The 18,644-nt window shown below is 45.9% G+C and carries 21 protein-coding genes, 1 tRNA gene and 1 pseudogene; 6 read left to right on the top strand and 17 right to left on the bottom strand.

Annotated features, from left to right (window positions below):
* Positions 1–2: 2 nt before the first annotated feature.
* The 9 genes and pseudogenes from MKY66_RS10010 to MKY66_RS09970 all read right to left on the bottom strand — a co-directional run.
* A complete protein-coding gene (locus tag MKY66_RS10010; protein WP_036670085.1) occupies positions 3–305 on the bottom strand; it encodes a heme biosynthesis protein HemY in 303 nt (100 codons plus the stop codon).
* Between the two features lie 142 nt (positions 306–447).
* Complete coding sequence (locus tag MKY66_RS10005) at positions 448–705, bottom strand: hypothetical protein (protein ID WP_076209048.1); 258 nt, start codon at positions 703–705, stop codon at positions 448–450.
* Between the two features lie 196 nt (positions 706–901).
* Positions 902–2,107 (bottom strand): M14 family metallopeptidase, encoded by a 1,206-nt coding sequence (locus MKY66_RS10000; protein ID WP_076209503.1) that lies wholly within the window; start codon positions 2,105–2,107, stop codon positions 902–904.
* 234 nt (positions 2,108–2,341) lie between these two features.
* Positions 2,342–3,151: a glutamate racemase gene (racE, locus tag MKY66_RS09995; RefSeq protein WP_076209504.1), complete on the bottom strand. Its 810-nt coding sequence runs from the start codon at positions 3,149–3,151 to the stop codon at positions 2,342–2,344.
* A gap of 220 nt (positions 3,152–3,371) precedes the next feature.
* Positions 3,372–3,752, bottom strand: a complete 381-nt coding sequence (locus MKY66_RS09990) for a YtxH domain-containing protein (RefSeq protein WP_076209049.1) — start codon at positions 3,750–3,752, stop codon at positions 3,372–3,374.
* Positions 3,753–3,931: 179 nt separating this feature from the next.
* Positions 3,932–4,852 carry a DUF4261 domain-containing protein gene (locus MKY66_RS09985; protein WP_076209050.1) on the bottom strand — a complete coding sequence of 307 codons (921 nt, stop codon included), beginning with the start codon at positions 4,850–4,852 and terminating at the stop codon, positions 3,932–3,934.
* 10 nt (positions 4,853–4,862) lie between these two features.
* Positions 4,863–5,324 (bottom strand): HepT-like ribonuclease domain-containing protein, encoded by a 462-nt coding sequence (locus MKY66_RS09980; RefSeq protein WP_076209051.1) that lies wholly within the window; start codon positions 5,322–5,324, stop codon positions 4,863–4,865.
* A gap of 173 nt (positions 5,325–5,497) precedes the next feature.
* Positions 5,498–5,785: a Dabb family protein gene (locus MKY66_RS09975; RefSeq protein WP_017689429.1), complete on the bottom strand. Its 288-nt coding sequence runs from the start codon at positions 5,783–5,785 to the stop codon at positions 5,498–5,500.
* 285 nt (positions 5,786–6,070) lie between these two features.
* Positions 6,071–6,454 (bottom strand): annotated as a pseudogene (locus MKY66_RS09970) (phage holin family protein); the annotation flags it as partial.
* A 448-nt stretch (positions 6,455–6,902) separates the two neighbouring features.
* Between MKY66_RS09970 and MKY66_RS09965 the strand changes: the two are divergent.
* Entirely contained in the window at positions 6,903–7,499 is a 597-nt protein-coding gene (locus MKY66_RS09965; protein ID WP_017689431.1) for a helix-turn-helix transcriptional regulator, read from the top strand.
* Between the two features lie 221 nt (positions 7,500–7,720).
* Here the strand turns inward: MKY66_RS09965 and MKY66_RS09960 are convergent, their stop codons facing one another.
* Complete coding sequence (locus MKY66_RS09960) at positions 7,721–8,875, bottom strand: sn-glycerol-1-phosphate dehydrogenase (RefSeq protein WP_083656921.1); 1,155 nt, start codon at positions 8,873–8,875, stop codon at positions 7,721–7,723.
* A gap of 158 nt (positions 8,876–9,033) precedes the next feature.
* On the opposite strand from MKY66_RS09960, the gene MKY66_RS09955 reads away from it, so the two are divergent.
* Positions 9,034–9,219, top strand: coding sequence for a hypothetical protein (locus MKY66_RS09955; protein ID WP_076209053.1), 186 nt, complete (start codon positions 9,034–9,036; stop codon positions 9,217–9,219).
* A gap of 112 nt (positions 9,220–9,331) precedes the next feature.
* Here MKY66_RS09955 and MKY66_RS09950 read toward each other — a convergent pair.
* Positions 9,332–9,416 (bottom strand) — tRNA-Leu (locus MKY66_RS09950).
* Positions 9,417–9,638: 222 nt separating this feature from the next.
* Between MKY66_RS09950 and MKY66_RS09945 the strand changes: the two genes are divergently transcribed.
* The gene (locus MKY66_RS09945; protein WP_076209054.1) at positions 9,639–10,631 is read left to right on the top strand and encodes a Gfo/Idh/MocA family oxidoreductase; all 993 of its coding nucleotides are present in this window, start codon (positions 9,639–9,641) and stop codon (positions 10,629–10,631) included.
* A 223-nt stretch (positions 10,632–10,854) separates the two neighbouring features.
* Complete coding sequence (locus tag MKY66_RS09940) at positions 10,855–11,217, top strand: helix-turn-helix domain-containing protein (protein ID WP_036609739.1); 363 nt, start codon at positions 10,855–10,857, stop codon at positions 11,215–11,217.
* 50 nt (positions 11,218–11,267) lie between these two features.
* Here the strand turns inward: MKY66_RS09940 and MKY66_RS09935 are convergent, their stop codons facing one another.
* The 5 genes from MKY66_RS09935 to MKY66_RS09915 form a co-directional block, all read right to left on the bottom strand.
* Positions 11,268–12,779 (bottom strand): sensor domain-containing diguanylate cyclase, encoded by a 1,512-nt coding sequence (locus tag MKY66_RS09935; protein WP_339807128.1) that lies wholly within the window; start codon positions 12,777–12,779, stop codon positions 11,268–11,270.
* Positions 12,780–13,048: 269 nt separating this feature from the next.
* Positions 13,049–13,786, bottom strand: coding sequence for a fused MFS/spermidine synthase (locus tag MKY66_RS09930; RefSeq protein WP_076209056.1), 738 nt, complete (start codon positions 13,784–13,786; stop codon positions 13,049–13,051).
* Between the two features lie 160 nt (positions 13,787–13,946).
* On the bottom strand, positions 13,947–14,849 hold the full coding sequence (locus MKY66_RS09925; RefSeq protein WP_076209057.1) for a LysR family transcriptional regulator: 903 nt from the start codon (positions 14,847–14,849) through the stop codon (positions 13,947–13,949).
* A 59-nt stretch (positions 14,850–14,908) separates the two neighbouring features.
* A complete protein-coding gene (locus MKY66_RS09920) occupies positions 14,909–15,646 on the bottom strand; it encodes an SDR family oxidoreductase (RefSeq protein WP_076209058.1) in 738 nt (245 codons plus the stop codon).
* Between the two features lie 24 nt (positions 15,647–15,670).
* The gene (locus tag MKY66_RS09915; RefSeq protein WP_179088481.1) at positions 15,671–15,946 is read right to left on the bottom strand and encodes an Atu4866 domain-containing protein; all 276 of its coding nucleotides are present in this window, start codon (positions 15,944–15,946) and stop codon (positions 15,671–15,673) included.
* A 159-nt stretch (positions 15,947–16,105) separates the two neighbouring features.
* Between MKY66_RS09915 and MKY66_RS09910 the strand changes: the two genes are divergently transcribed.
* Positions 16,106–17,041, top strand: coding sequence for an AraC family transcriptional regulator (locus MKY66_RS09910; RefSeq protein ID WP_076209059.1), 936 nt, complete (start codon positions 16,106–16,108; stop codon positions 17,039–17,041).
* Between the two features lie 64 nt (positions 17,042–17,105).
* Here the strand turns inward: MKY66_RS09910 and MKY66_RS09905 are convergent, their stop codons facing one another.
* Complete coding sequence (locus MKY66_RS09905) at positions 17,106–17,540, bottom strand: MerR family transcriptional regulator (RefSeq protein ID WP_256704112.1); 435 nt, start codon at positions 17,538–17,540, stop codon at positions 17,106–17,108.
* 172 nt (positions 17,541–17,712) lie between these two features.
* Here MKY66_RS09905 and MKY66_RS09900 point away from each other — a divergent pair, with 172 nt between their 5' ends.
* Positions 17,713–18,561 (top strand): SDR family NAD(P)-dependent oxidoreductase, encoded by an 849-nt coding sequence (locus MKY66_RS09900; protein ID WP_076209060.1) that lies wholly within the window; start codon positions 17,713–17,715, stop codon positions 18,559–18,561.
* Positions 18,562–18,644 lie beyond the last annotated feature (83 nt).

Raw genomic sequence — 18,644 nt, 5'->3', positions numbered from 1 at the left:
CCTTAGTGGTCGCCGTGATTACCTTGGGACGGATTCGTAATAACAAATCCCTCTTCCGGGAAGTAGAGGTAGTCAATTTTAACACCGTTCAACAAAGGCTGATCATTCGCGAGAATGACATCAATCTCTTTATCGGTAGATACAACTGTATCATTTTCTTTTGGTGTGTCGAGATCAAGCCCGTAGTGAGCATGGTCACCATGTGCATGTGTGATGACAACGCGCAGTTTTTTTCCTTCGTTCTCCGGCTTGTCCAATTCAAGCTTCAATACTTTAGCAGCATTACGCGTAATTTTGCAGTTCATTCTCTTCATCTCCTATATTGTAATTGCTGGTTTCAACAATTTCAGCATTCTTAAACTACAGCATCTATTGTAAAGAAAGTTACCGCTCTTCGCAATAACATTGATGCGAAATCAATGTTAAACCTATCCATTGGGCCGCAAATTAAGAAGGAGCCCCTTCCTGAAGCGCAGGATATTTACGTTCTGCCCGGCTTACAAACCAGTTCATCAGAACCAAAGTGACCCCGATATCATCGATGGGCATAAACGGCATTACGTCAGGAAGTACCCAGTATAACAGCGCCGGAATAATAAACAACAGCTTTTCTCCCAAAGGAATCTGCGGAGCCCGGAGCAGCCGGGGGAGCCTTTTGAAAACTTGTGTCCATCGTTTGAACGACAGCAGTCTTCTCCACTTCATCTGAATCCCTCCGTAACATTATATATGTCGCCGAAACGGCACATCCATCATTACCCGTTCCAAAACCATTCAGAACGAATGACGTAACATGCCATTATAAAAAATAATAAAAACGGAACGTCGCTCATGGCGTCCGTTCCTGTTATACGAATGATCTACTGTTAAGTTTCACACCATCATAATTCGGGGTCTTGCCTCATTGTCCATTAGATAAAAGTTCAGCCAGCAACATTCCCACTTCTATACAGATATCATCAAACTGTTCTACGGGAAGCGGATTAACACCCAATCCAACTTCCACCGTGAAGCCCGGTTTACCGAAATCTTGAATAAACCAGTCCTTGTATCCGGCATCACTGCCACCGAGCTTCACCGCCTTATAGCCGGAAGCTTTGGCGAGTCTCCGCGACAACGGTCCACTCTCTCTAGGTTCAAGATCACGGTAGTTCCAATAGATCTCCTGTCCCTGACTATGCAGGGATACAACCGCATCAAATGTATGTTGCTGCGTCCACTGGGCAAGCGCCTGTGCCTCCGGTTCTGTCAATGGCGCTGTCCCTGCATAATCCCTGGGGCCAGGTAACGTTATACCTCTTCTCGCTGCCTCTTCATCCCAATGGGCTGGAAATTGATCATTCAGATCCACCCCTCTGATGTTGGCCTTCCAATGGGTGAAATGTGATCTGTCCGCATTCCAGGCTAACAACTGCTGTGCATGTGGATGCTGATTGACCACACCTTCCTGAACCAGTTCGACCCCGTCCGGATTAACCATCGGCACGGCCCAGAGTGTCGTCTCTTGCATCCAGCGTTCTGTCTGGTATTGATGCCATGTCTTATGCGCACTATACGCCTCGGCATACTCTTCGATAAACTTCATCAGAACTGCTGTTGTCAACCACTCATTAGCATGAACGGAAGCATTAACATGGATATGTCTCGACCCTTGCCCAATACGCAAATATGGCAGCGACTTCCCCATGACACTTGTTCCAATGGACCCCGTCTCGATAAACGGGTATTGATTCTCCAGCTTGTCTATATCCCTGATTAATTCTCGATAACCATACTCTCCCTGAATCTTCACAATAGTTTTTCCATTCGAAGCCGGAATATGAATACAGCGACCAACCCAGTCGGTTACATTGGTGATTTCGGGATTGGCCTGGCGCAACACCTCTTCGTCCAGACCAAATCTGCCTGCAATCTCCCCTACACTTTCTCCGGGCGGTACAGCGTATCTACGACCTGTGCCGGGGACAATACGCAGCATCTGACCTGCCAGCAAGTATGGCTGGGAAGCCACTTCCGGGTTCAGTGCAGCAAGAAACTCTTTGGTCATATGATGTGCTGACGCAATTCGCGGCAATGTATCTCCCCGCTGAACGATAATCCACTGCAGATCCATGTTGTTCTCCTTTCCACAGGAAAAGACAGGTCTCCTGTCCAGTTCTGACCAATCTCGTGTCTGTAACATATGTATGCAGGTCAGGTTGTCCGTCATGTGACATGAATCATGTTTATCTTCGGTTAATGCATAATGACGACAAAAAATCCCGGAACTTCACAGTTCCGGGATAGTCCACAACCAAAATACATTAATTAAAAGTCTTATTCATGCATATTTTGAATATAACTATGATAATTGCGTAACTTGCCAGACAACAGGGGTCTTGGAGATCTGCTCCCCCAACCATCGACGGGTGATATTCTGGAACATGCGCGGGTCACCCGTGCAGAAAAATTGATGCACCGGAGTCTCATCCCCACTGGCCAGCTTTCGTTTATCATATAAAATTGTACTGATTTCACGTGCCGTTTCATCTGCTGAACTGATTAACTTCACTTCCTGTCCCATAACTTCCTGAATCGTGTCCATGAGAAAGGGATAATGCGTACAGCCCAGAATAAGACAATCTATTGGCTGTTGTTTGATCTCGCCCAATGATTGCTCCACCGTATGTGTCGTGTGCTCGGAACGAAATTCACCTTGTTCCACCAACGGCACCAGCGCTGGACAAGCCTGACTGACCACATCAATATAGGGGGACAACTGTTTGAGTGCCGATGTATAAGCCCCACTACCGATGGTACCCGTGGTACCAATCACACCAATACGTCCTGTACGTGTCGCTGTGATTGCGGCCCGCGCACCCGGATGTATAACACCAATGACAGGCACATTCACCTTGGCACGGATATACTCCAACGCAGCTGCTGTTGCTGTGTTACAGGCGATAACGATAACCTTCGGATCGAATTGGATCAAGAAATCAACGATTTGTTCCGTAAATTGTTTTACTTGTTCGGACGAACGGGGTCCGTACGGTGTCCGGGCAGTATCCCCAAAATAAATGATCTTTTCCCGCGGGAGCTGACGCATCACTTCCTTGGCGACGGTCAATCCCCCCACACCGGAGTCTAATATAGCGATTGCTTGCTGCACGAACACACCGCTTCCTTCTTCATTGAATTGGTTCTCAAAACGATTGTTTCTCAGAGCTTTCTTCCTACCGTATGAACATTCCGGCAAAAAGGTACCTACATCTTACCCGATTTCATCGCGGGGTTCAAATTAAATCCACGCGCTACGTCAACTATGTGTGGACACGCAACAAAGCAGGCTCTCCTCTAAAATAGAGGAAAGCCTGCTTATCAAGCTTTGCTTAGTTGTCGTCCTTGGACTCATCCGAAGGAAGCTTTGCTACGATATCAATTCCGGGTTCATCCACTGTTTTATCGATATCGTCATTATCAACAATGGCTGCCGATATGCGAATTTCTTTCCCTTCAGCGCAATTGCGCCAGGATTGAATATCCTGAATCACGACATCTGCGGTCTCTTTAACTTTGGATACGATCTGCGAACTTTGTTCTCCCACGATACCAGCCAGTTCCTGACCTTTCTCCGATACCTGACGAGCACCTTCTGTAATATCCTGACGAAGTTCACGTCCCGATTTCGGCGCCAGCAATAATGCCGTTACTGAACCAACCACGGAGCCAATAAGAGCTCCCCACAACAAACTTTTGTTAGAATCCTTCACGTCACATCTCTCCCTTTACTATTGTTTAAGTACCGGACTAGAAGCAACGGTCTGTCGCTCAGCCATCCGGGCGAATGCCTACTCTGTTGATGCATTATAAGCAGCACAGGCTTGACTTGACACTCCAGATGTTAAAAATAATCTGAACGCCCTTTTTGAATGGATGCAAATGACTTGGCTTAAACTCCGTTCTGACGAGCCGGCTCGAGATTAGACTCGGCATGCTCATCCCCCGGGTCCAAATCAATCACATATCGTCCAGGTGCAATCAATGCTGCCTGATGTTCACAACGCCAGCGACGTCCACCTGAAGAACCCAGCGTCTGTCCATCTTGCAGAACATCCCCCTGATCAAATATGTAATACGCTGCACCCAGTAAGGTCTGAGCTACCGTATCCGGATCAAGACCGACGAAGTGACACTGGACATCAGGTACACCCAGCGCAGATAATCCCACGGTATCCATGACCAACCCGCGCTGTTCCTCTGTACCTCCGGCTTGATACATTCGAACGTTCATCGCTGCATACAGATGTTCCTCACGTTCCTGAGCTTGCGTATATGCTTCCGGTTCAACCAGCTTGTCACTGCCATACCAATACAGCGCATCACAGGTCAAACTCTCCATGATTGCCAGTACAGTCTTCTGAAACAGCTCCAGGCGTTGCTTACGAGGCATGGCAGCCGTGAACATATCATGTATCCGGATGGAGTACCGCGAAGCTTCTACAACCTGTCCCACTTCCGGCCAATGCCATGCTTGTTGCAGAGCACCGCCAAAGCGAGCACGATCTGCGATTTCATTCACAGGAAGCATGCAAGTCTGCGCAGGGATATCCCCTTCCTGGAAGGATACCTTGTGGTCCAGATGATAGAAGACAAGCATCTCATGCTTTTGCCCTCCGCTCTCTTGTTTCACATCCAGTCGGACTTGTCCTGTATGACGAATCATAGCTTCCTGCAAACGCAGGCGATCCACCTCTGGACGTTCCCGGAACAAGAGTTCCACCATATACACCGGATGGAATCCGGAAGGTGTTTCATTTGTTTCGTTGCTTTCAGTATTTACTTCATTGAATTCTTTTGATTCATTTGTCATGCGATTTCCCTCATTCCTTACGCTGTCCCTCGGCCTGTGCCGTATTGAAAGGACCAAGTTCTTTTTCCACGTAGGCGCTAACCTGAGCAGTAAAATGTTCAAGTATACTCGGCAACTCTACGCTAAGTGGGTGGAGCTCAGACCGCTCCCAGGTGTAATAATCCTGCACCAGTGGCTTGCGTAACGTGACAAGCTGACGCAATATCTCATAGGTCGGATTATCAAAAACCTTTTCTTCATAATTAATCTGAATAATATCATCATAGCTGCTTGCATCTCTCATGATGAAGCCGTCTATCAGGTAACTTCCCACATCGGTAACAATCTCGATCGCCAGGTGAAGACAACGTTCCTGTACCATACCCAGCATGAGACTGCCATCCCAAGCTTCTGCTGCCCCGCGAAGCCCTTCAGCTACTTCCGGTACAGCAGCAAGCCGGCGGGCAATCTGTTCTCTGTTCACATAATACATTCGTTCACTTCCCGTTCAGTGAGTTATCGGTTCCGTTTCCCTCTTCGCTTAAGCCAGAATATCATCACAGGACAAGCGATTAGAAACACAACAAAAATATATAGAAATTCCATAACGTCTCTTAAATCGCTCATGCAGAGTCCCCTTTATCTCAACGTAGTTTGAATGACAGATCAGATTTCGTAGTCCACTGCAATTGACTGTTCTCTGACTTCATTCATGTACTTGATAACTTCCTGATGAAGCGGGTGTACCTGATACGCCTGGAGATCTTCCAGTGACGCAAACTCCGCTGTGAGTGAAATGTCGAACGATCTCTCCGAGCGAAGCACATCAATCCCGATTTCAAGTGAAACCAGGACATCAATTTTACCTTCCAGATTGCGAAGCACCTGAGCTGCAGCTTCAATACTTTCTGCTGAGCGATCTTTCATTTTGAACAGGACAATATGTTTTATCATCTGGGCAAACACCTCATTTAATATAATAGTAGAAATGAATGAATTTTCATGTATCCAAAATATATCATAACGCTCTCTATTACGAAAGGATACTTGGAAACGTTCTCTTGATAAGAAAAACTAATCCGAACCGTTTCCTTTCGATTCGGATTTATTTTGCGATCCATCCTCCGTCTGTTTCGCGTAGTCATCCTGCAAAGTTTGTCCTGTTTCAGCCTGCTGCTTGATGATGTCCGGGGTTTGCTGCGGTTTGGACCATTCACGATTCGTCAGATACTCCTGATCCTCCTGTTTCTTCAACACTGCAATGGCCTGTCTGAGCTTTGCAGGCAATGGAAGACCGATTTTGGCATAATTCTCAGTAATCGAAATGAGTTCATTCACCAGATAGAAATAAATAGCTCCGCCTTTGATAAAATCGGTTCCCATGATCAGATCAATTCGATGAGCAAGCAAAACAACGGTCAGCATGAGCCCTTTGCGAGCAATCCCCCAGAATCCAATGTTGCTATTTAACCCGGCACCTGTTCTTACCGCCGCTGCCAAACCTGTTATATAATCCACAGCCATCGCAACCGCGAGCAGGCTCAGCAATTGATCCCATCCGCCAAAAGCAAAAGTAACAAATGCTCCCGAGATGGCAGCAAAGGTATTCACAGATAGATGCACGTCCCTCACCTCTCCCTTACACTTGAGTATCATACAATATATGTAAAAGTAAGAGATTTGACAGGTCACATGTCATGCTGAACACGCGGATTTATCATTTCAGATTTGTGCACATCCTCTTCGCAGCAGGGGAGAGAAAATCACATGCTTTTGGGGAATTCAGGGAAATAAACCGCATCATATCAACAAAAAACAGATAAAAGTTCTTTAGACCTAATAATAAGTAATTAGAACTATATTATTTTTATTCCTGCCGAATTTCTCCCCTCATTTTTAGTGAAACATTGTAATCTAGGAATATACTAGGATGTGAATTGCGCATGGTCTAGTTCGTAGTTCCCTCTTTATTATGAATTGACGCATTGACGCATTTGTAACCGGTAATCCCGGCACTTGAAAGTACCCCGTTGTTTATTGTAGTATTTGGTTAAAAAAAATCGGAGGAAATATGCCTAATCAACCAGAACAACATTCCATCCAGGCGTGGTCTCTGATCAACCGTAAATACTTGGGAAAAGGCGTCCGTGTTAAACGATTCCGAAAACCGACACGCTGTCAAATCCGCAATCGTGTTCTTCTTGCCGTGCTGATGGCCAATGATATCAAGTTGTCCCAGCTTGCTGAAGACCTCTCCATCTCTTCACGCAGTGTCAGTGCGTGGGTATATGAAGGACGGATACCCGGCAGTACCAATTTGGACAAGACTTGCCAATTACTCGGCTACCCGCGTCATATTCTCTTCAATGAAGAAGTTGTGCGTAATAGCCCTGTCATATGTCAACCCGAGTCATCTCGCTTCATGAAGCGTACGGTGACCCGTTCTCCGGTTAGTAACCGTATTTTGACAGGCTTGTGTATGGTCCATGATCTGTCGGTGACAGATGTCAGCCACTGGATCGGGGTTCATCCCGGCACTTTCCGCAAATGGCTGCATCAGGGAACACTGCCTTCTGCTGCGTTTCAGGAACAAGCGGAGCAATTTTTCCGTATCCCGAAAACTATTTTGTTCGCAGATGTCATCTTGAAAGATCGTCGCAACAACTAAATAAGCGAACAGCCAAAAGGCTCTGATCTTCCCCAAAGGGAGGCCAGAGCCTTTTTAAAATGAAATGCATGCTCTCTCTCGGACTTGAAGCACTGTTCTGGCTATTCCATCAGAAATGTCAGATAACCTACCCTGTTTTGCCTTTTGATCCCAAGGAGAGCCATCAGAGCCCGCTACAAGCTAAGTTTATACATTTCATCATGACCATTCTCTCTAAAAGGTTATCCTAACCTCGTGTTTAATACTTCATTGATATATCTCAATCCGGTATATCGAGGACGAAGCGTATGCGCTGTGTTGAACGCACGTTCCACCATCTCCGGAGTTACACCGAGTTGCTCAGTAGTCACAGGGCCACCTACTTGTTCCAACCATGCGATGAGCTGAGAAGCCTCCGGCAATTGGTCATATATCCCAAATACCGGTTCACCCGATGTCTTTGCAAGCTCTTTATATTTCACCGTAAGCAACGCACAAGCTACGCCAACTTTGGCACCATGCAAAACCGGTCTTTCTCCCGCTTGCATCAGATCCATCTCCAAGATGTGGGAAAGATGATGCTCACCTCCGGATGCCGGACGAGAATGGTCAATGATCAGCATGGAGATACCGGAAACAATTAATGCGTCCATTAATACAGCCACTCCCTCTGCTCGCCCCTCCGCAATCGCTTGTACATGATCTATGCAGGTCTTCAGCGCTTCTTCAGTCATCCGATAAGCAACTGGACAGAACGGTTCTCCGCCCAGTTCACGAGAAACAATCCAGTCTGCAAGCGAAGTATATTTACCAAGCATATCTCCGAATCCGGCAGCTGTCATCACTTGGGGGGCTTGCTCCAGAATATCCAGATCGGCAAAGATAGCCTCCGGCGGAACAGCCTGAAATGTTTGTTTGATGCCGCTTACAATTAAGGGTGCACCCGCAGAGGTAAACCCATCCACTGAAGCCGCTGTCGGTATCGACAGAAAGGGCTTATTCATTTTGGAACAAACAAATCTCACCAGATCATGAATGGTACCTGAACCCACCGCAATTACAGCCTGACTTTCAAGTCTCACACCCAACATGACCTGTACAATAGCTGCTTCATCCGCAATAATATCACCCGTACGATTCTCCGGTAGAGTGATCTCATCCACATGCATTCCCGCTTCGCGAATACTACTCAGCACATCAGATCCAGCGGCCCGAAACGTATGTCGATCATAAACAACCGTCACCTGACGATATCCTTGCTCAGACAAATAACCCGGTAACCTCTGAATGGCCCCAGGTTCCAGATGAATCAGCATATCCACCATCCGGTGTTGATGACCGCAAGCACACTGCTGTGCTTCCTCATTCCATGCTGCAATTCGTTCGTTCATATTCATTCGCTCTTACCCTCCCATATGAGATATCATGCATAATTAACGGGTTAAAACCACAAGATAAAAAAGGAAATAAAATGTGATGATTTTCCTGATCACACTTTACTGCCTGTACCCAATATTTGCAAATCCACATCTCACATTTCCAAGTAGGTGAAGCAATGAAATTAACGAAAGAATTAGGAATTTCGCTCGGATTTCTGGCCGGAACCACTTTTGGCAGCGGTATCGCTTTTTTGTTTCGTCTCCAGTCGGTTGAAGTGGTTGCCAGTGTTACGCTATTTGGTATTGCAGGAGCCATTGCCGGGATCATCATGGCAGTCATTCTGCGCCAGCGGCAACATTAGCATCAGCAAGCATGCCGGTAGCAAAATGTAGGCTGCACACAAATGATCCAAAAAAACAAAGAAAGGTTCGTGAATTGCCCTAGAGCAACTCACGAACCTTTCTTTGGTTAGATGCGGTCGAGAGGACTCGAACCTCCACGGGGGGTTAGCCCACACGGACCTGAACCGTGCGCGTCTGCCAATTCCGCCACGACCGCATAATATGTATCTCCTCATCCATCGATGAAAAGCGTTCCGGTGAAGCAATTCCTTGTTTTACCGTAATTCAGAGTATACATGCTCCAAAATAAAAATGCAACTTCTTTTTTATTCATTCAAGAATAGGACGTATGTCCTTTTTTCTCAACTTCAAACCCCCTATCGTAGCATTAAACAAATATATCATGCATACGAATGCAAAAATGAAGGAGAGATCCACTTTGAAAACAACCCATCTGTGCTTTATCGGTGCCGGGTTTCATGCATCCACGAATATTTACCCTTCTGTTGTTGAAGCTGGAGCGCAGATCCAGGCCATTGCCACACGCAGTATGGAACGCTCTGAAGCAGCTCTGCTGCAATTTGGCAGCAACGGAAAAGCGTATGATAACGCTCAGCTTATGTTACAGCAGGAAATCTGTGACGGAGTCGTTGTGGTCGCCCAGCCTGTAGATCAGACCGCTCTTGTTCTCGAATGCATTCGGGCTGGCAAGAATGTATACGTGGATAAGCCACTCGGATGGAACGTAGCGGAAGCCGCCACTGTAGCAGAAGCTGCCGAGCAGGCTGGCGTCGTACTCATGGTCGGTTTTATGAAACGTTATGCCCCCATATACACGAAGCTGAAGGAGCTAATTGATAGTGGTTCGCTAGGTAAGGTACGTTCATTCCAGATGAAATTTGCTGTAGACAGTACCCCATTTTGCAAGGATGAGGAACAGTTCATGAAGCTCGCTGCCATTCATATGGTCGATCTGATGCGTTACTTATTCGGAGAAGCAATGCGAGTTACAGGCACAACCCTGAAGGATGGGGAACACATTAATCAAAGCATTTCCCTTGTATTTGAGAATAACGTAGTAGGCAGCGCTTATTTTACCGGCATGAATGCTTGGTCACGGGAGAGTGAAAGTGTACTCGTCACCTTCGACAACGGATTTGCGTCAGCTGAAGAGATCCACACACTTACTGTTCATCAATCCCGAAGCTCGACCAACCTTCCCTGGAAATCTCTCGAGGAGCAAGATACCGTATATACACCTTCCGGATCTCCCATGTCAGGAGCTTATCGCGACCTTTATCTACGCGGGTTTGTTGGTGAAATGGTGCACTTTATCGAGTGTTGCCAGAATCAGACCGTCCCACATTCCAGCGCCAGGGATAATATTGCAACGATGGCTCTATGTGACTCCATTCTATCATCACTGAAGTAGCGTATATACGCTCATCATCATATCTTATACAACCAGAGAAGAGCCTGAAACCGGGGCTCTTTTTTATATTATAGACATCAGCACATCTGCCTTCGCCTAGAGTTAGGGTTTATAATCTGCATCATAAGTGATATGCTCTTTCATGTACTATACGTACTTTATGTAATGTAACCACCCAAATAGATACTATAGAAAATCACCGTAAAGTGGAGGTGTACTTATAATGAAAAAGGACGCAACCAAGCTATGTCCCGCGCCATACGGCTGTTCCGTGGAAGTTACCCTTAGTGTGATCGGAGGCAAGTGGAAAGGTGCCATTCTGTATCATTTATTCTCTGGTCCTTTGAGATTTAACGAGATCCGAAAATTGTTTCCTGACATCACCCAGCGTATGCTCACCCTGCAACTTCGAGAGTTGGAAAGCAGCGGAATTGTTCATCGTGAAATATACCCCCAGATCCCACCTAAAGTGGAGTATTCCCTCACACCATTTGGTGAAACGTTAAGGCCGATTATCTTCAGCATGCGAGATTGGGGAGAAACGTATACAAATGAGGTTCTGGCCAGATCCTCACAAGAGGTATAGTACACAAAAGAAGCTGTCCCTAGTTTTTAGGGAACAGCTTCTTTGCTTGCTTATTTAATAACCGATTGGATCGTAACCGTACGGTTACGTCCCTCTTCTTTCGCTTGATACAATGCATTGTCCGCCAGGTGAAACAGTTCTGTCGATGTTGTGGAGTGCTTCGGATATTCAGCAATTCCAGCCGAGATGGTGACGGAACGATCTATAGGCAATATGCTTTCTTCGACCGTTATTCGGATACGTTCAGCAATCTCAAAAGCGAGGTTAGACTCGGAATTTCTTAACAAGACTACAAATTCCTCTCCACCAAACCGGGCGCAGACATCTTCTGGTCGAACAGACAATTGAATGATATTGGCAATGTGTTTTAATACTTCATCCCCAGCATGATGTCCGAATGTATCATTAATGGACTTGAAGCGGTCGATATCCAGAACAATAATGGAGAACGGCACATCATCCTGAATCCATTCCTGGATGACTTCTTCGAAGGTTCTGCGATTGTTCATGCCTGTTAAAACATCGGTTCTGGCATCATAGACAAGCTGGTTTGTCTGTTTCCTAAAGTTCGCCAATGCACCAACAACTGTTCTTGTGAGAAGGTCTGCCTCTCTATTCCAGTGAGGTTTCATCACCGGTAGATCCACTTCTCCCTTATCGACCTGATTCACCAAATCAGCAAGCATAGCAAAAGGACTGGCCAGCTTGCGTGCAACCCGAACCACAATAAGGGTCAGGATCAGGAAAGGCACTGAAGTGTACAGCAACAACATACGGATATGATGATTCAGCTGATCGTACACCGTTTGGGTTGGAGACACGATTACGACGCCCCAATCTGTTGATGGAACTTTGTAATAACCTGCAAGCGAATCTACACCTGCCAGGTTTTTGTATTGTTCTTTACCCTTCTCGTTTACTAACAGCTTTTGTACCACTTCATTTTTACTGACATTTTCACCAATTCGGTTGGTGTTTGGGTGAAATAACAAAGTGCCCTTCTTATCCACAATAAAAAAGTAGGAACCATTACTTGTCTTGAGCTGACTGCCAAAAGACAGACTCAATATATTATTTTCCTGTAAAAAGATATTTCCACCAATCGTTCCTTGGTACTCCCCTGCCAAATCAAAGATCGGTTCACTGACAAATACAATTCTGCGTTTGGTTCTGGGTGTCTGGTACGCTTCGGAGATATACGAAGTCCTCAAACTAACCGCTTCTTTTGCTGCATTGGAGCTAACATGGTGACCTACGCTAGCCTGTGAGTAAGGCGAGGTAGACCTGACTACTCCCGCTTTATCTACCAAAGAAACGGAATTGAAAAAATTACTGCTATTGCGAACCAAATCCAATGTAGAATTCAACTCTTTTGTATTGGAGTGATCCATATCCGGGAAATATTGGGCTGCATATTTCAAGCTCTCCTGCATGGAATAAAAAAGTGAATCCAGCGTTTGGCTCATTTGCACAGCGCTTGCATAGTTTAAGGACAGGGTGTTATCAATGAGTGACTGTTTCTGAGATGTGTAAGATGAGATGACCATGAGGGTCAATGTCATTATAACTGAAATAGTGACCAACCCGCCGAGTAAAGCCGTGAGGCTGATCTTCTTGATGTTCTTTATTTTTTTTCGTAATCTAGATCTCTTGATCTGTGCAATCATCGTTTACTTCCCCCGGATTTTCATGAAAAGGCATATTCCTTCTATCTTATACAAAAGTTGTTAAGATCAAATAAAGAGTTTGAGAAATCTTAACAATTACATCGTAAGATTGACGATTTAATGACATTTTACTTTCCCTGGAAGAATCACTGCTCAGGATCGCCCTAATCGACAATGATATATCCTTCTTCTGGCTCTTGTTCAACAAACCCTGCCATCTGACGAACCTGAAATTCGATCGGGTGATGACTACCCATTAAAATGCGATTTTGAACTTCATCCGCTGTTTCTGTAGGTAATGCAAATGCACGTGTATAGGCAAACTGTGCCTGAAGTGTCGTATAGATTGCATTGACAAGCCGATCGTTGCCCGCACATCCGAACACATTAAGGATCACAGCTCCGTCCGAGTCCAGCTTATCCTTGACCATGGCAAAAAAATCACTGGATATAAACTGCTCCGGTGTACCCGTTGCCGTAAAGGCATCAATAATAATATAATCATATGTCGCAGCGGGTTCCTGGCCTAATAATTCACGACCATCCCCAATGAGCACAGGACTTCCCTCATATCCAAATAAGGTTTGGCTCAACTCCACGACCTCTGCGTCAAGCTCGGCCACCTTTACCTGACGATCAGACAAGTAAGTTGGCAATGTGCCAATACCATGTCCCACCACAAATACGGTATCAAACTCAGGATCATTCCGTTCCATTAGATGCACCATCGCTCTCGGATACTCCAGCACCATCCGATTAGGCTCATCCAGATCCATGGCTCCCTGCACAGCTGCGTTGGAGAATTCTAATACACGAAACTGGCCCTTCTCTCCATAAAGCTTTTTGGTATCATATACCGTCAGCTCATGCTGTTCACTTTTATTCCGATACAGAACTCTCACTCACCGTTCTCCCTTCGATCTCTTGCACACATTCGACATATACCTTCATTCTATTACACGGGATGACAACATACCACCCTATACTTGAAAGATCGTGGTACAACAAAAAGACCGTTCCGACTCAACCGGAAACGGCCTTTTGATGAATCATTTAACACTTCTAAGACCCTATGGCCTCATGCAAAGCTTGGACATATGCTACACCCAGATTAGAGAGGGAAGTACTCTTGTGGCTTATCCACCCTACATTAATCGATTCCTCACATTCCAGCGGTACAGGAATGATCTCGTTTCCGTTCAGATCAGCGCTAAGTACACCCGTAGAGATCGTATAACCATTCAGACCAATCAACAGGTTAAACAATGTTGCGCGGTCATTAACCTGTATGCTTTTTGGGTGAGATAACGTACTCAGGATCTCTTCGGAAAAGTGAAATGAATTGTACTCTCCCTGGTCAAATGACAAGTACGGATAATCCTGCAATTGCTCAATTGCAACCGACTCCTGCTTCGCCAGCGGGTTCTTCACACTGATAAAGATATGGGGCTTGGCTGTGAACAAACTTGTGAAAACCAATCCCGCATCTTTTAACAATTTGTTAATCACCTTGGCATTGAACTCATTCAAATACAGGATGCCAATTTCACTACGCAGGCTTTTCACGTCCTGAATAATCTCGTAGGTCTTGGTCTCCCGAAGCGCCAGCTCGTATTCATCCTGACCATACTGCTGTACCAGACGAACAAAGGCATTCACCGCAAACGCATAATGCTGCGTCGATACGGAGAAGTGCTGCGGGGATGGCTTGGCGTTCAGATAACGATTCTCCAGCAATTCAGCTTGTTCTACCACCTGACGTGCATAACTCAGAAACTCAACGCCTTCTTTAGACAGAGATATCCCCTTATTGGTACGTTCAAAAATAGTAATTCGCAACTCCTGCTCCAGATCCCGAATGGCATTCGAAAGGCTGGGTTGCGAGATAAACAACCTTTTGGCTGCTTCATTCATGGAACCGCGCGTGGCAACTTCGATCACATATTTTAGTTGTTGTAATGTCACTGCACTATTCCTCTTTTCGTATCAATTGAACCTATTATATACCAAAAGAGGATCAGACCTTAAGCCATGCTTGCCGTCGGTCTCACTACAATCTCATTTACGTCCACCTCTGCCGGCTGGCTAATGGCAAACAAGATACTTTGCGCAATCGCCGAAGCGGGAATGGATATGCGCCGATACTCTTTCATGAGATCACGTGCTTCTTCATCAGAAATCGTATCCGCGAGTTCCGATTCCGTCACGCCCGGTGATACAAGGGTTACACGGATATCTCCGCCTACTTCCTGTCGCAACCCCTCCGATATGGCGCGGACCGCGTATTTGGTTGCACAATACACCGCTGCCGTTGGTGACACGGCATAGGCTCCAATAGAGGCGATATTAATAAACTGGCCGAAACCCTGCTTTTTCATAACAGGTAGTCCAGCCGCAATGCCATGCAGAACACCACGAATGTTAACATCTATCATGCGATTCCACTCATCTACTTTTAACGATTCAAGGGGAGATAGCGGCATGACTCCAGCGTTATTTAAAATAACATCGACACGTCCATAGCGAGTTTGAGCGAGGTCAACGATGGTTTGCATCTCTTCCAATCTGGTAACATCCAGTGAATGATACTCCACCGATCCGCCTTCCAAACGAATGGAGGAGGCCAACGCCGCCAAACGTTCCATACGTCTAGCTCCAATAACTACATGCGCTCCATGCTGTGCAAGCAATCGAGCTGTTGACTCACCAATTCCACTACTCGCACCGGTAATGACAACAACTTTCCCTTTTACATTGGACATATTATATCGCTCCTTATTTGATTGTTATTGTACATTTTCTCTATACAACACCATGCCTGCATGATACAAAACGCCGTCCCTGAAGACTCCATCCGCTGTAAATCCCGTATCATCCACGTATTCTATATGCTTCCCATGAACAACATAGCGACCCTGATATGCACTTTGCCGATCTCCTCTCGCTTCATCATATCTACCGCAAGGAAGGAGTTCGTGTCTGATATATCCATCCTTCGTGACCCACATCCCCACATACGGGTGTTTTGGTTCTTGTGGGTCGCCCATTGAATTACGTTCCATTGTCTCTCACTCCTCTCTGCTTCAAAAGATTCCGTTGCTTATCTCCATTATGTAGAGGATCAGTCGTTGTACGATAGAAAAATCCCGCAGTATTCTTGCCTATTCCTCCAGCGCGTTTTAAAATAATAGTAATAGTGATTTATAAGGGGGCTGCAATTCATGCTTATCAAAACAAATGAAGCGGATACGGGCATCACAGAGCAGCAGCAACAATTGGCTCAACTTATTGAGCATTTCACCCCAAATGACGGGATACATCCAACAGCAATCCCATCCCTTGCCTTAATCCGTGCCTCCGAGATCTCACAACCCATATATTCCGTTCATCAGCCTGCCCTTTGCATTGTCGCCCAAGGCTCCAAATTAGTTATACTCGGCCGCGAGAGTTACACCTACGATCTGTCACAATATTTGGTAGCTTCCGTAAACTTGCCTATTTCAGGGCAGGTTGTACAGGCTACAACCGAACATCCCTATCTATGTATTCGACTGGATTTTGATTCAGGGCAGATTTTTGATCTGATTCAGGATACGCCTTCTGCACAACCCAAACCTGACCATTCAACACAAAGAGGATTGTTTGTTAGCTCATCCAAACCATCCCTTCTTGAAGCCATGATCCGACTGGTTCGGCTGCTGGACACACCTGAAGACATTCCCGTCCTTGCCCCTCTGTTTATCCGCGAAATTCTATATCGTATTATTCAGGATGAACATGGACATTCCATCAAGCAGTTTGCTATTCAGGACAGTCATGCACAGCACATCGCCGAGGTGATCGAAGTCATCCAGTCTGATTACGCCAAGCCACTTCGGATTGAGCAACTTGCTGCCATGATCAACATGAGTTCTTCCTCATTACATCATCATTTCAAAGCCATTACTGCCATGAGCCCTTTGCAATTCCAGAAACAAATTCGATTGCATGAAGCCCGGCGAATGTTGCTAGCAGGTTCAACCGATGCCGCCAACGCTGCGTTCCAGGTTGGCTATGAAAGTCCGTCTCAATTCAGCCGGGAGTATGCCCGCATGTATGGTCTCCCTCCCAAAAGCGATATCAAACGACTTCGTCATACACTCGATATTAAATACTAGAAACAGCAAAAAGACCCGCGTCATCATGACGTGGGTTTTCAGATTCAAATAGGCAGCAGCGCCATCAAGAGAATAGGTTCTGTTTTTCAAAAACAGACAACTGCTTCTCCCCCGTAATAGGACATTCATCAGGATACATACTTCGTTTCTCCAACTTCTCATCGATAAAATCAACGACTTGCTGTAGCGAAGCAATCTGTGCTTCAACTTTCTTCCGGTGATTCACCAGCATCTCCCGTTCATCCGGGAAATCGGCGAGATCGGAATCCATGGACATTTGTAAATAAGGCTTCATTTCCTCCAGAGACATTCCTGTTTTTTTCAGGCAAGTGATCAACTTCATTGTATGGATATCCTCCGAGCGATATACCCGATGGCGATTGGCCTTGCGTTCCGCTCGGGGAAGCAGCCCAATCTTCTCATAATAACGAATTGTATCTTCTGATAATCCAGCCTGTTCTGACGTTTCTTTGATGGAGAACACTTCATTCTCACTCATTATATGGGCCTCCTCCACATTCATTTCTCTCCATATTACAACTTGGAGCTGACTCCAAGTCAAGCATGATCCATTCCATCCCAACACCCCTTGACTTGGAGTCGACTCCAAGTTATAGAATGAGCGCAGCATACAGATTCGTTCTGTAATCCCATTCTATCTGGAGGTATATATGAACACACAAAATCAGCTTCGCACCGCTCTCATCACAGGTTCAACGTCAGGAATTGGTCTTGAACTGACACGCAAGTTACTGGCTGAGAGATGGCAGGTAATCGGTCTCAACCGTTCTGCTTTCCCTTCCGAGGATACCGATATTCAGAACACCTTACGTTCAGGCCAGCTCCGCCCCGTTCAGGCTAATCTGACCAACTACGACAGCCTGAGAACTGCACTGGATCAGATTAAATCCGATACCGATTCGATCGATGTCTTGTTTAACAATGCCGGAGGCAGCGCTGCCGAACTTCGTTTCTCTGATCAGGGGCATGAACTACACTTTGAACTTCAGACGGTAGTCCCTTACATCATCTACATGGAATTCGTTGAGCTATTGCTCAAAGGACAGATGAAAACAGTTATTAATACTTCCACCACCTCGTTCAATATGGTCAGACAATTTGATCTGAACATCCTGGAACGTCCAGCCGAATTCAAAAAGCTGTTTGGTCCTTATGCCACCTCGAAGCTCGGCTTATCCCTATGGACACGCGAGGTTGCCAAGTCTGCCAGTTCGGATGGCATACAATTACTAAGCGTAGATCCCGGTGGAAATAACACGCTAAGGGGCAACAAAACATCCGGCCTGCCCTTCTATATCAAACCTATCATGAAATGGTTCTTTCCTCATCCAAGCCATGGCGCTTCATTGCTCTACAATGCGGCTTTATCCCCAACCGGACATGAATCCGGTACATTTCTGGTGAAAAACAAAGCGACAGCACTTCGTTTCACAGAGCAAGGTCCTGCCGTTCTCCATCGGGTAAACGAGATTTATGAGCAGCGTTTTCGTACAATGTAGTCTGGAATAAAGACGTGACCGCATGCGGTCACGTCTTTTTTGTCGTTTGTCCCTCATATTATCCAGGCCCTGATTCATAGGTG

It is taken from the genome of Paenibacillus sp. FSL R5-0766, from assembly GCF_037971845.1.
GTDB lineage: Bacteria > Bacillota > Bacilli > Paenibacillales > Paenibacillaceae > Paenibacillus.
This window is presented reverse-complemented; position numbering and strand designations above follow the sequence as displayed.

Bases quoted from the DNA above. Each gene is read 5' to 3' on its own strand.
- MKY66_RS10010 (WP_036670085.1), bottom strand. From the start codon at position 305: ATGAACTGCAAAATTACGCGTAATGCTGCTAAAGTATTGAAGCTTGAA.
- MKY66_RS10005 (WP_076209048.1), bottom strand. From the start codon at position 705: ATGAAGTGGAGAAGACTGCTGTCGTTCAAACGATGGACACAAGTTTTC.
- MKY66_RS09985 (WP_076209050.1), bottom strand. From the start codon at position 4,852: ATGACAAATGAATCAAAAGAATTCAATGAAGTAAATACTGAAAGCAAC.
- MKY66_RS09980 (WP_076209051.1), bottom strand. From the start codon at position 5,324: ATGTATTATGTGAACAGAGAACAGATTGCCCGCCGGCTTGCTGCTGTA.
- MKY66_RS09975 (WP_017689429.1), bottom strand. From the start codon at position 5,785: ATGATAAAACATATTGTCCTGTTCAAAATGAAAGATCGCTCAGCAGAA.
- MKY66_RS09965 (WP_017689431.1), top strand. From the start codon at position 6,903: ATGCCTAATCAACCAGAACAACATTCCATCCAGGCGTGGTCTCTGATC.
- MKY66_RS09960 (WP_083656921.1), bottom strand. From the start codon at position 8,875: ATGAATATGAACGAACGAATTGCAGCATGGAATGAGGAAGCACAGCAG.
- MKY66_RS09955 (WP_076209053.1), top strand. From the start codon at position 9,034: ATGAAATTAACGAAAGAATTAGGAATTTCGCTCGGATTTCTGGCCGGA.
- MKY66_RS09940 (WP_036609739.1), top strand. From the start codon at position 10,855: ATGAAAAAGGACGCAACCAAGCTATGTCCCGCGCCATACGGCTGTTCC.
- MKY66_RS09935 (WP_339807128.1), bottom strand. From the start codon at position 12,779: ATGACATTGACCCTCATGGTCATCTCATCTTACACATCTCAGAAACAG.
- MKY66_RS09920 (WP_076209058.1), bottom strand. From the start codon at position 15,646: ATGTCCAATGTAAAAGGGAAAGTTGTTGTCATTACCGGTGCGAGTAGT.
- MKY66_RS09915 (WP_179088481.1), bottom strand. From the start codon at position 15,946: ATGGAACGTAATTCAATGGGCGACCCACAAGAACCAAAACACCCGTAT.
- MKY66_RS09910 (WP_076209059.1), top strand. From the start codon at position 16,106: ATGCTTATCAAAACAAATGAAGCGGATACGGGCATCACAGAGCAGCAG.
- MKY66_RS09905 (WP_256704112.1), bottom strand. From the start codon at position 17,540: ATGAGTGAGAATGAAGTGTTCTCCATCAAAGAAACGTCAGAACAGGCT.
- MKY66_RS09900 (WP_076209060.1), top strand. From the start codon at position 17,713: ATGAACACACAAAATCAGCTTCGCACCGCTCTCATCACAGGTTCAACG.